The sequence below is a fragment of the Caulobacter ginsengisoli genome, assembly GCF_030814835.1.
In the GTDB taxonomy this organism is placed as follows: Bacteria; Pseudomonadota; Alphaproteobacteria; order Caulobacterales; family Caulobacteraceae; genus Caulobacter; species Caulobacter ginsengisoli.
In genome coordinates, this window is record NZ_JAUSVS010000001.1 from 224,301 (window position 1) to 234,000 (window position 9,700).

The 9,700-nt window shown below is 68.3% G+C and carries 15 protein-coding genes; 7 read left to right on the forward strand and 8 right to left on the reverse strand.

The features are described from left to right. Nucleotides 1–76 precede the first annotated feature (76 nt). The 3 genes from QO010_RS01025 to msrQ all read left to right on the forward strand — a co-directional run bounded on the left by QO010_RS01025 (nucleotide 77) and on the right by msrQ (nucleotide 2,338). Nucleotides 77–694 (forward strand): glutathione S-transferase family protein, encoded by a 618-nt coding sequence (locus tag QO010_RS01025; protein ID WP_307344784.1) that lies wholly within the window; start codon nucleotides 77–79, stop codon nucleotides 692–694. 100 nt (nucleotides 695–794) lie between these two features. Continuing rightward, a complete protein-coding gene (gene msrP / locus QO010_RS01030; protein ID WP_307344786.1) occupies nucleotides 795–1,712 on the forward strand; it encodes a protein-methionine-sulfoxide reductase catalytic subunit MsrP in 918 nt (305 codons plus the stop codon). After that, nucleotides 1,712–2,338, forward strand: coding sequence for a protein-methionine-sulfoxide reductase heme-binding subunit MsrQ (gene msrQ, locus QO010_RS01035; protein ID WP_307344788.1), 627 nt, complete (start codon nucleotides 1,712–1,714; stop codon nucleotides 2,336–2,338). Before msrP ends, msrQ begins: the two co-directional genes overlap by 1 nt. On the opposite strand, the gene QO010_RS01040 is transcribed toward msrQ, so the two are convergent. From QO010_RS01040 to map, 5 genes are all read right to left on the reverse strand, one after another. Continuing rightward, a complete protein-coding gene (locus QO010_RS01040) occupies nucleotides 2,307–2,576 on the reverse strand; it encodes a hypothetical protein (protein ID WP_307344790.1) in 270 nt (89 codons plus the stop codon). The genes msrQ and QO010_RS01040 overlap by 32 nt on opposite strands. A 226-nt stretch (nucleotides 2,577–2,802) precedes the next feature. Beyond that, nucleotides 2,803–3,228 carry a VOC family protein gene (locus QO010_RS01045; protein ID WP_307344792.1) on the reverse strand — a complete coding sequence of 142 codons (426 nt, stop codon included), beginning with the start codon at nucleotides 3,226–3,228 and terminating at the stop codon, nucleotides 2,803–2,805. A gap of 77 nt (nucleotides 3,229–3,305) precedes the next feature. Beyond that, on the reverse strand, nucleotides 3,306–4,130 hold the full coding sequence (locus QO010_RS01050; RefSeq protein ID WP_307344794.1) for a helix-turn-helix domain-containing protein: 825 nt from the start codon (nucleotides 4,128–4,130) through the stop codon (nucleotides 3,306–3,308). Next, nucleotides 4,131–4,829 carry a RadC family protein gene (gene radC, locus QO010_RS01055; RefSeq protein ID WP_307347031.1) on the reverse strand — a complete coding sequence of 233 codons (699 nt, stop codon included), beginning with the start codon at nucleotides 4,827–4,829 and terminating at the stop codon, nucleotides 4,131–4,133. 115 nt (nucleotides 4,830–4,944) lie between these two features. Then, nucleotides 4,945–5,772, reverse strand: coding sequence for a type I methionyl aminopeptidase (gene map / locus QO010_RS01060; protein ID WP_307344795.1), 828 nt, complete (start codon nucleotides 5,770–5,772; stop codon nucleotides 4,945–4,947). A 109-nt stretch (nucleotides 5,773–5,881) separates the two neighbouring features. Between map and QO010_RS01065 the strand changes: the two genes are divergently transcribed. Beyond that, complete coding sequence (locus tag QO010_RS01065) at nucleotides 5,882–6,787, forward strand: dienelactone hydrolase family protein (RefSeq protein WP_307344797.1); 906 nt, start codon at nucleotides 5,882–5,884, stop codon at nucleotides 6,785–6,787. Here the strand turns inward: QO010_RS01065 and QO010_RS01070 are convergent. Continuing rightward, a complete protein-coding gene (locus QO010_RS01070) occupies nucleotides 6,784–7,176 on the reverse strand; it encodes a tetratricopeptide repeat protein (protein ID WP_307344799.1) in 393 nt (130 codons plus the stop codon). The two genes, QO010_RS01065 and QO010_RS01070, sit on opposite strands and share 4 nt — an antisense overlap. 115 nt (nucleotides 7,177–7,291) lie before the next feature. Here QO010_RS01070 and QO010_RS01075 point away from each other — a divergent pair, with 115 nt between their 5' ends. The 3 genes from QO010_RS01075 to QO010_RS01085 are packed head-to-tail and all read left to right on the forward strand — an operon-like array spanning nucleotide 7,292 to nucleotide 8,675. Further along, nucleotides 7,292–7,606 carry an ArsR/SmtB family transcription factor gene (locus QO010_RS01075; protein ID WP_307344801.1) on the forward strand — a complete coding sequence of 105 codons (315 nt, stop codon included), beginning with the start codon at nucleotides 7,292–7,294 and terminating at the stop codon, nucleotides 7,604–7,606. Further along, entirely contained in the window at nucleotides 7,603–8,037 is a 435-nt protein-coding gene (locus QO010_RS01080) for an SRPBCC family protein (RefSeq protein ID WP_307344803.1), read from the forward strand. The genes QO010_RS01075 and QO010_RS01080 overlap by 4 nt, the downstream gene beginning before the upstream one ends. After that, entirely contained in the window at nucleotides 8,034–8,675 is a 642-nt protein-coding gene (locus QO010_RS01085; RefSeq protein WP_307344805.1) for a glutathione S-transferase family protein, read from the forward strand. The genes QO010_RS01080 and QO010_RS01085 overlap by 4 nt, the downstream gene beginning before the upstream one ends. Here QO010_RS01085 and sfsA read toward each other — a convergent pair whose 3' ends face one another. Together sfsA and QO010_RS01095 are read right to left on the reverse strand one after the other, a co-directional pair. Further along, on the reverse strand, nucleotides 8,676–9,377 hold the full coding sequence (gene sfsA, locus QO010_RS01090; RefSeq protein ID WP_307344807.1) for a DNA/RNA nuclease SfsA: 702 nt from the start codon (nucleotides 9,375–9,377) through the stop codon (nucleotides 8,676–8,678). After that, nucleotides 9,374–9,688 carry a hypothetical protein gene (locus QO010_RS01095; RefSeq protein ID WP_307344809.1) on the reverse strand — a complete coding sequence of 105 codons (315 nt, stop codon included), beginning with the start codon at nucleotides 9,686–9,688 and terminating at the stop codon, nucleotides 9,374–9,376. Before QO010_RS01095 ends, sfsA begins: the two co-directional genes overlap by 4 nt. Between the last annotated feature and the right edge of the window lie 12 nt (nucleotides 9,689–9,700).

Genomic DNA, 9,700 nt, shown 5'->3' on the forward strand with positions numbered 1-9,700 from the left:
TTCGAGCGTTCTTCTGGTTATTGCGGCCAGCCTAGAGCGCGCTTGGCCGAACGCCAACCAATCTGAGGAGATCGCCATGGAACTCGTCATCGGCACCAAGACCTGGTCGACCTGGTCGCTACGGCCCTGGCTGGCGGCCAGGCGGGCCGGCCTGCCGTTCACCGAAACCCTGGTGCCGCTGCGTGAGCTGGAGACCTCGGAAGCCGAGATCGCCCGCCATTCGCCGTCCAACCTGGTGCCGGTGCTGAAGGACGGCGACCTGACCGTCTGGGATTCGCTGGCCATCTGCGAATACCTGGCCGAACAGGCGCCGGGCCTGTGGCCGGCCGACCCCGCCCGCCGGGCCATTGGCCGCTCGGTCGCCGCCGAGATGCATTCGGGGTTCGCCTCGCTGCGGGGCGAGTGCCCGATGGACCTTGGCCTGCGCAGCCAGCCGCCGCTGTCGGAAGCGACGGGCAAGGATATCCGCAAGATCGTCGCCCGCTGGAACAGCCTGCTGGGCCAGTACGGCGGCCCGTTCCTGCTGGGCGAATGGAGCATCGCCGACGCCTTCTACACCCCCGTCGCGACGCGGTTCCGCAGCTATGGCGTCCATCTGGGCGACTATGGCGACCCCGGCCCGGCGGCGGCCTATGGCGCGCGGTTGCTGGAGCAGCCGGAGTTCCTGGAATGGGAAGCCGACGCGCTGAAGTAACCTTGTCGGCCGCCCCGGCGAATGTCCCGCCGACATGGACCGTTGAACCATGCGGCCCGCCCGGGCGTAGACTGGGCGGGGCAACGCCAGAGAGTCCAAGATGCTGATCCGCGACGCCGCCGACCTGACCGAGAACGATGTGACGCCCAAGGGGCTGTACCTGCGCCGGCGCGAGTTCATCGCCGGGGCGGCGCTGGGGCTGGGCCTGCCGGCGCTGGCCGAAGCGGCGCCGCTGCCGGGCCGCAAGAGCGTCTATTCGACCCCCGAGAAGCCCACGCCTCGCGAGGACATCACCACCTACAACAACTACTACGAGTTCGGCGTCGACAAGGATGACCCCGCCCGCAACGCCGGCTCACTGAAGACCCGGCCCTGGACCGTGGTCGTCGAAGGCGAATGCGCCAAGCCCGGGACCTACGACATCGACACCCTGCTGCGCCTGGCTCCGCCGGAGGAGCGCATCTATCGCCACCGCTGCGTCGAGGGCTGGTCGATGATCATTCCCTGGGTGGGCTTTCCGCTCTCGACCCTGCTGTCGCGGGTGGGACCGACCTCGAAGGCGAAGTATGTGGCCTTCGAGACCCTCTACCGCCCCGCGGAGATGCCGGGCCAGCGGCGGGCGGTGCTGGAATGGCCCTATCGCGAGGGCCTGCGCATCGACGAGGCGATGAACCCTCTGACCCTGCTGGCCACGGGCCTGTATGGCGAGACGCTGCCCAACCAGAACGGCGCGCCGATCCGGCTGGTCGTGCCGTGGAAATACGGCTTCAAGTCGATCAAATCGATCGTCCGCATCAAGCTGCAGGCCACCCAGCCGCGCACCGCCTGGAACGTCTCGGCGCCCGGCGAATACGGCTTCTATTCCAACGTCAATCCCGAGGTGGACCATCCGCGCTGGTCCCAGGCGACCGAGCGGCGGATCGGCGAGTTCAAGCGCCGGCCCACGGTGATGTTCAACGGCTATGCCCGGCAGGTGGCGCCGATGTATGCCGGGATGGATCTGCGGAAATACTATTGATGGGCCGCACCTGGCTTGAGCGCCTGAACTACGTCCTGGTCCTGCTGCTCTGTCTCGCTCCCGCCGCCTGGCTGGTCTGGCGGACCGTGCAGGGCGACCTGGGCGCCAACCCCATCGAGACCCTGATCCGCCAGCTGGGCGTCTGGGGTCTGAGGCTGCTGATCGCCGGCCTGTGCATCACCCCGCTGGCGCGCATCTTCAAGAAGCCGCGCTTCATCCGTTTCCGGCGGCCGGTGGGGCTGTTCGCCTTCGGCTACATCCTCACCCACCTGTCGACCTATATCGGCATCGACCAGTATTTCGACTGGCACGCCATCTGGAAGGACATCGTCAAGCGGCCCTACATCACCATCGGCATGCTGGGCTTCACCCTGCTGCTGCCGTTGGCGCTGACCTCGTTCAACGCCGCTATCCGCAAGATCGGACCGAAAACCTGGCGGCGGATCCACAGCCTGATCTACCTGATCGTCCCGCTGGGGGTCACCCACTACTATCTGCTGGTCAAGGCCGACCACCGCCCGCCGCTGATCTACGGGGCTATCGTGGCGTTGCTGCTGGGCTGGCGAGTGGCGGCGAAGTGGTGGCCGGTGGCCGCTAGAGCCCCGCGTCCGTCAGTTCAGCCTTGATGGCCTTGATCTCGGCCAGGACCTTGGGTGACCTGGCGTATTTGCGCAGCAGCCGGGGATAGTCCCGCTTGGCCGCGCCGCAGGTCTGTTTGACGGCCGCGTTGATCTGCCGCTCGCGCTCGGCGTCCCAGCCGGGCTCGCCAGCCCAGTGGATGCAGCCTTCGACATTGCCGCGATAGGCCTCGACGTCCTTGGGCCAGACGATGGCCGCGGCGGCCAGCAGGATGGTCAGCATCATGATCGCGGCTCCCGGACGGTCTCGAAGGAAACCTGACCGCTTCGATAGGCCTTGTCGAGCACGCGGGGGCTGCAGGCTCGCCGGGCGCCGTCATGTGATGGGTTGATTGGCGCTGGCGAACAATCTCGCTGATGACATGGCGCCCTCGAAGCAACCTTGAGGTTGTTTCAATCACTCGCTGTATTCGGCCGGGGCGGCGGCGAGGAGCCCAGGCGTCTGTCCGGGATCAGCGCAGCCAGGGCGTATAGGTCAGGCCGACCAGTATGCCTTCCGGGCTGAGGAGGCGGGCGACGGTCTGGCCCCAGGGCTCCTCGCGCGCCTCGACCAGCAGCCTGTAGCCGCGGGCCTTCAAGGCCTCGCCGGCGGCAGCGACGTCATCGACATCGAATTCCAGCCAGGAATGCGGCTCGGGCGTGTCGGCCGGCCAGGCGTCCAACCCGAAGCAGGACTGCGCGGCCTGGGCCAGCGGCCAGAGGGCGAAGTGGCGCACGCCGTCGAGCTTCTCCGAATGGCAGTAGTCGGGGTTGTCCGCCATTTCCTCCAGCGGCAGGCCCAGCGCCTCGAGGTAGAAGGCCTTGCTGGCCTTGGGATCCTTCACCAGCGGGCCAAAGCCCGCGACGAAGGCGACGTTCACGCCTGCGATTTGCGGCATCGGGTTCCTCGTTCTGTTGTCGCCAGAGCTAGCGGGCGCCAGCGTCGGCGTCTTGAACAAATCGGACAGACGCCGGCCTACCACTCGTCCAGCCAGGCGCCCCAGCCGGACTGGGCGGGGTCGGAGAAATAGGCGGCCGGGGTCAGTCCGGCGATATCGCGGAAGTCGCGTGTCATATGCGCCTGGTCGGCATAGCCAGCGGCGGCGGCCAGATCGCCCAGCCGCGGGGCCGCCATCCCCTGGGCCGCCCGGATGGCGCCATTGAGGCGCATGATCCGCTGCAGGTGCTTGGGCCCGTAGCCGCAGGCCCCGAGGAACTGGCGGTGCAGAGTGCGGACGTTCCAGTCCAGCCGCCGCGCGACCTCGCCGATCGGCAGGATGGACTCGGGTCCCAGCTGGCGGCAGGCGGCGATCACCGCCCGGTCGGCGTCGCTGGCGCCGTGGAGGGCGCCGCGGACCCAGGCTTCCAGCAGCTCCAGCCGGCCGGGCAGACTGCCAGACGCCAGAAGTTGGCGGTGCAGGGTTCTGGCCCCCGGCGCGATGTCGGCCAGCAACAGGCTGCCCCCCACCAGCCGCTCGGCCGGACAGCCCAGGACGGCGCGGCAGGCGCCGGGCCGCAGCCGGATGGCGGTGATCGTCAGCCCGTCCTGGACCTGGGTCCAGCGGGTGACGGCGTCGGGACCGGCGACCCGCGGCGGATGGTCGTCATACACCATGATGTCGGCGCAGCCATCGGGCAGGATGGCGTTGACGGCGCCCGCGCCGGCGGCCCGGCGCACGATGCTGACCCAGGTGCAGGCGACGAATTCCCGCAGGTCCCCCGCCGGCGGAAATTCCCGGTAGAGCGAGCCGCCGATGGCGCCGGCGCGGGCCAGGAAGAGGTCGACCCCGCTGACGTTCATTCAGAATAGACCCAGCGCCTTGAAACTGGCCACGCCCTCGCGGCCGACGACCAGATGGTCGTGCACGCCGATCTTCAGGGTGCGGCCGGCGTCGACGATCTGGCGGGTCATGTCGATGTCGGCGCCCGAGGGGGTAGGGTCGCCGCTGGGGTGGTTGTGGACCAGGATCAGGTTGCTGGCCGACAACTCCAGCGCCCGCCGCATCACCTCGCGCGGATAGACCGGGGCGTGGTCGACCGTGCCCTGGTTCTGGATCTCGTCGGCGATCAACTGGTTCTTCTTGTCGAGGAACAGCACCCGGAACTGCTCGCGCGGCTCATTGGCCAGGGCGACGCGGACATAGGCCAGGAGGGCGTTCCAGGAGGAGATGACCGTCCGTTTGCGCACCGTCTGGCGGCCGATACGCAGCGTGGCTTCCTGCAGCAGCTTCAGATCGGTGGCGACGCCGCGGCCAACGCCCTTGACGGTCATCAGCTCGGCGATCGAGGCCCCCAGCGCCGCTTCCAGAGAGCCGAACCGGGCCAGCAGGGCCTTGGCGGTGGGTTTGACATCGCCGCGCGGGATGCTGCGGAACAGGTAGAGTTCGAGCAGTTCATAGTCGGGCAGGGCGGTCAGGCCGCCGGCCTCGGCCCGGTCGCGCAGCCGCTCGCGGTGGCCGGCGTGAGGAGAGGGCTCGGGTTGGGCCGGCCGCCAGCCCATCTCGGCGACGCCGTCGGTCGGCAGGCTGAGCTGTGCGTCCATCGGCGAACCCCCGCGTTTGGAGGTTCATGATACGTTCTTGTGGCCGGCGTGCAAGCCCCAAGCGTCAGGAGGGCTATGCCTCCGCCAGGATCGCCGGCTGGAACAGGCCCTTGGGCGAGGCGGTGAAGACCTCATAGCCGGTCTCGGTCACCCCGATGGAGTGCTCGCACTGGGCCGACAGCGACTTGTCGCGGGTGACCGCGGTCCAGCCGTCGTTCAGCACCTTCACCTGTGGCTTGCCGGTATTCACCATCGGCTCGACGGTGAAGAACATGCCGGGCTTGAGCACCGGGCCCTGACCCTTCTGGCCGAAGTGGAGGATGTTGGGGGCGTCGTGGAACACCCGGCCCAGGCCATGGCCGCAGAAGTCGCGCACCACCGAGCAGCGCTGCGATTCGACGTAGGACTGGATGGCGTGGCCGACATCGCCCAGAGTCGCGCCGGGCTTGATGGCTTCCAGGCCGCGCTTCATGCCTTCGTAGGTGACGTCGACCAGCCGCCGGGCCCGGGTCGAAACGCGGCCGACGCCATACATGCGGCTGTGGTCGCCGTGCCAGCCGTCGACGATGACGGTGACGTCGATATTGGCGATGTCGCCCTCGCGCAGGGGCCTGTCGCTGGGAATGCCGTGGCAGACCACATGGTTGGGCGAGATGCAGACGGTGTGGCTGTAGCCCTTGTAGAACAGGCAGGCGGGCAGGGCGCCGTGGTCCAGGATGAACTCGCGGGCCAGCCGGTCCAGCTCGGCGGTCGAAACGCCCGGCTGGACGTGGGGGGTCAGCATGTCCAGGCACTCGGCGGCCAGCCGGCCGGCGACACGCATGCCTTCGAACCCTTCGGGGCCATGGATCTTGATCGCGCCGTCACGGACTTCGGCGTCGATGTAGTCGGTATCGGACATCACTGCTCCTGGCGGCGCTATCGAATGCGCCGCATGCCTATGTCATGTTCCTAGCATAAAACTTCAACAGACGCGCGGCGGCCGGCGCACAGATCGAGGGACGCGAGCCATGGGCGACAAGAAAATCCCCGCCGAGGCGGTGGACCTCTACACCCGCTTCATCCACGGCGAGATCAGCCGGCGGGCCTTCCTGGACGGGGCCAAGCGCTATGCCGTGGCGGGCCTGACCGCCACGGCCATCGTCGAGGCGTTGATGCCCAACTACGCTCTGGGCCAGGTGGTGCGGGGCGATGACGAGCGTATCAAGGCGACCTGGGAGACCATCCCCTCGCCGGACGGCCTGGGCTCAATCAAGGGCTATCTGGTCCGCCCCTTCAGCGCCGACACCCGCACCGCCACGCCGGCCAGGCTGCCCGGGATCATCGTGATCCACGAGAACCGTGGCCTGAACCCCCACACCATGGACGTCGCCCGGCGGTTCGCCCTGGAGAACTTCATGGCCTTCGCCCCCGACGCCCTGAGCACGGTCGGCGGCTATCCGGGCGACGACTACAAGGGGGGCCAGGCCTTCGCCAAGCTGGACCGGGCCAAGCTGAACCAGGACTTCGCCGCCGCCGCCCGCTGGCTCAAGGTCCGGCCAGACTGCTCGGGGAAGATCGGGGCGACAGGCTTCTGCTACGGCGGCGGGGTCTCGAACACCCTGGCCGCGATGCTGGGCCCGGATCTGGCTGCGGCCGCCCCCTTCTACGGTTCGCCGACCAAGCCGGAGGACGTGCCGAAAATCAAAGGCGCCATCCTGGTCAACCACGGCGCCCTGGATAAGGGCCTGGCCGACGGCTGGCCCGCCCAGGAGGCCGAGCTGAAGAAGAACAACATCACCTACGAGGGCCACCTGTGGCCGGGCTCGGTCCACGGCTTCTTCAACGACGCCACCCCCGAACGCTACAACAAGGTCACCGCCCCGCAGGCCTGGGCGCGGATGATCGAGTGGTTCAACCAGTATGTGAGGGGCTAGCGGGCGGCGAGCCTGGCCCTGCACTCCCGCGCGCCCGCCGGCGCGCCGGCCAGGACGTAGAGTTCGCCGGCCTCGCGCCAGAGATCGCGCGCCTCATCGCCCGCCAGCGCCAGGGCGGCGAGCCGCAGGGCGTTGGCGAGGTCGAGCGGCGGAGCGTCCGGCAGGGCCCGATAGAGGCTGACCGCCTCGCGGGCTGTGTCCAGGGCGCGCCCGGCGTCGCCCTGCTCGCGAGCCAGATCGCTGACGTGCCGCAGGGCGAAGGCCAGCAGGACAGCGTCGCCGTCTTGCCGCGCCAATTCGCCGGCCCGGGCATAGAGGTCGAGCGCCTCGGCCGGCCTTCCGGCATCCCGGGCCAGGATGGCCTCGGCCAGGACTTGGCGGGTCGTCATCCGGCGTCTCCCATCGCTGCATTGTCCGGGCCGCACGCCGGTCGAGCCGCGATTATTGACTCGGCCGGTCGAATAGGAAACACTTCGCTATATGGTGAAGTATAAAGCCTCGGCCATGGACCGCACGTTCGCCGCGCTGGCCGACCCCACCCGGCGGTATGTCCTGCAGCGGCTGAACGAGGAATCCGGGCTCTCGGTCAGCGAACTGGCCCGGCCGCTGTCGCTGAAGCTGCCCGGCCTGACGAAGCATCTGGATGTGCTGTCCGACGCCGGCCTGATCACCCGGACCAAGACCGGTCGGACCGTGGCGGTCCACCTCTCGGCGGGGCCGATGCGCGAGGCCATGGCCTGGCTCGAACGCTACGAGCGTTTCTGGACGGCCAGTCTCGACCGGCTCGTGGCGTTTGTCGAAGAGGATGGCCAGTCATGACCCTGCCCAGCGTCACGATCGTGCGCCGCATCAAGGCTTCGCCCGCCAGGGTGTGGGCGGCGATCACCCGGCCCGAACAGATGCTGCAGTGGTGGGGGCCCGATGCGGGGCCGACCCTCAGCGTGGTGGCCGACGTGCGTCGGGGCGGCCGCTTCAGCGTCGTGTTCCGACTGCTCAATGGCGACGAGCACAACCCGACCGGGATCTATCAGGAGGTGGTTCCCGAGAAGCGGCTGGTCTTCACCTGGGACCTGCCCGGGGCGCCGGAACCAGAGTCGCTGGTGACCTTCCGGCTTGAGCCGTTCGAGGGTGGAACCGAGCTGACCCTGACCCACGAGCGACTGCCCGACGAAGAGGCCTGCAAAAGTCACGAGGCGGGCTGGAACGGCCTCCTCGACAAACTTCCCGCGTTCCTTGGAGATTTCGAATGAGCGACCTGGTTCTGACCACCTACGACTGGGTTCCCCCGCCACCCCGGGGCCTTGTGCGCGACCTGCGGGTCCGCTGGGCTCTGGAGGAGGCCGGGCTGCCCTACCGCGTCGCCTCGACGCCGTTCAAGGACCGCCAGCCCGAACATTTCGCCCACCAGCCCTTCGGCCAGATCCCGTGGCTGACCGATGGCGACATGACGGTCTTCGAGAGCGGGGCGATCCTGCTGCACCTGGGCGAGAAGAGCGACCGGCTGATGCCGGCCGATCCCAGCGGCCGGAACGAGGTCAAGGAATGGCTGTTCGCGGCGCTCGCGTCCGTCGAGGCCGCCAGCCAGCCCTGGACGCTGTTCAGGTTCATGGGCGAGAAGGAGGACACCACGGCCTGGAAGTTCTTCGACGACTTCCTGACGCTGCGGCTGCAGCGCATGGAGGCCGTCCTGGCTGGGGGCGAATGGCTGGTAGCCGGCGGCTTCTCGGTCGCTGACATCCTGATGGCGGACGTGCTACGGGCGGTCGATAAGTTCGGCGGGCTGGCGGCCTATCCCGCCTGCAAGGCCTATGTCGCCCGCGCCACGGCCCGCCCGGCCTTCAAGAAGGCCTATGACGACCAGATGGCCCACTTCGCGGCGGCGGACTGACTACCGCCGCCAGTCGATCCGCCGGTCGATCCCGATCCCGCCTGTCGTCATCCCGCAGGCATAGACCAGTACCTCGACACCAGCATTCGCCGCCTCGTCCAGGGCGGCGGCGAACTTGGGGTCGATGTCGCGGCAGGCGCTGAAGGCCTCGCAATCCTGGCGCTGGACCGTGAACAGCACCACCGCCCGGTCGCCGGCCAGAACCATGGCCTGCAGCTCGCGCAGGTGTTTGGCCGACCGCGCCGCCACGCAGTCGGGGAACTCGGCCAGCGGGGGGTTACGCGAGAGGTGGCAGTTCTTGATCTCCAGCCAGCAGGCCGGGCGGCCTGGATGGGTCAGCAGGAAGTCGACCCGGCTGGCCTCGCCGTATTTCACCTCGCGGCGGATGGTCTGGTAGCCGGCGAGCTCGGGGATGGCGTCCGCCGCCAGCGCCTCGGCGACCAGGCGGTTGGGGGCCAGGGTGTTGACGCCCACCAGGCCGTTGCCGACCTCGACCAGCTCCAGGGTGTGGGCCAGCTTGCGCTTGGGGTCGTCCGACCTCGACAGCCACACCCCCATCCCCGGCTGGTTGACCCCCAGCATGGCGCCGGGGTTGGGGCAGTGGGCGGTGACCGCGGTCCCGTCGTCGAGGACGACGTCGGCGAAGAAGCGCTTGTAGCGGCTGACGAGGCGGCCGTGGAGTAACAGGCTCGGAAATTTCATTCCCGACCCAAGAGCAATTGATCCCGCGCAGCGCCAAGCCAGTCAGCCATTTCAAGACAGGCGACTGTTCGTCCCTCGAAGGCATGCGCCTCGTTGCGAATGATCTGCGCCGCGTCTTCAATCTCTTGGATGACCACCGCCGGCGCGTCTGGCTCGTCCTTGTAGAATGCGACGGCATCGCTAACGGCGCCTCGTAGGCGGTCAAAGTAGGACGGCTCGATCACCCTATAGGACTGGATGGACATCAACACGTTGATGGACTCGGATTTGATGCGGTCTTCCATCGCTTGGAGGTCGAAAGCGCTCGTCATCAGACAGCTCCT

Coding starts and splice junctions, on each gene's coding strand:
- map (WP_307344795.1), bottom strand. CDS start 5,772: ATGTCCGATACCGACTACATCGACGCCGAAGTCCGTGACGGCGCGATC.
- radC (WP_307347031.1), bottom strand. CDS start 4,829: ATGGGCTGGCGGCCGGCCCAACCCGAGCCCTCTCCTCACGCCGGCCAC.
- QO010_RS01075 (WP_307344801.1), top strand. CDS start 7,292: ATGGACCGCACGTTCGCCGCGCTGGCCGACCCCACCCGGCGGTATGTC.
- QO010_RS01050 (WP_307344794.1), bottom strand. CDS start 4,130: ATGAACGTCAGCGGGGTCGACCTCTTCCTGGCCCGCGCCGGCGCCATC.
- QO010_RS01040 (WP_307344790.1), bottom strand. CDS start 2,576: ATGATGCTGACCATCCTGCTGGCCGCCGCGGCCATCGTCTGGCCCAAG.
- QO010_RS01095 (WP_307344809.1), bottom strand. CDS start 9,688: ATGACGAGCGCTTTCGACCTCCAAGCGATGGAAGACCGCATCAAATCC.
- QO010_RS01070 (WP_307344799.1), bottom strand. CDS start 7,176: ATGACGACCCGCCAAGTCCTGGCCGAGGCCATCCTGGCCCGGGATGCC.
- QO010_RS01065 (WP_307344797.1), top strand. CDS start 5,882: ATGGGCGACAAGAAAATCCCCGCCGAGGCGGTGGACCTCTACACCCGC.
- QO010_RS01085 (WP_307344805.1), top strand. CDS start 8,034: ATGAGCGACCTGGTTCTGACCACCTACGACTGGGTTCCCCCGCCACCC.
- msrP (WP_307344786.1), top strand. CDS start 795: ATGCTGATCCGCGACGCCGCCGACCTGACCGAGAACGATGTGACGCCC.
- msrQ (WP_307344788.1), top strand. CDS start 1,712: ATGGGCCGCACCTGGCTTGAGCGCCTGAACTACGTCCTGGTCCTGCTG.
- QO010_RS01025 (WP_307344784.1), top strand. CDS start 77: ATGGAACTCGTCATCGGCACCAAGACCTGGTCGACCTGGTCGCTACGG.
- sfsA (WP_307344807.1), bottom strand. CDS start 9,377: ATGAAATTTCCGAGCCTGTTACTCCACGGCCGCCTCGTCAGCCGCTAC.
- QO010_RS01045 (WP_307344792.1), bottom strand. CDS start 3,228: ATGCCGCAAATCGCAGGCGTGAACGTCGCCTTCGTCGCGGGCTTTGGC.
- QO010_RS01080 (WP_307344803.1), top strand. CDS start 7,603: ATGACCCTGCCCAGCGTCACGATCGTGCGCCGCATCAAGGCTTCGCCC.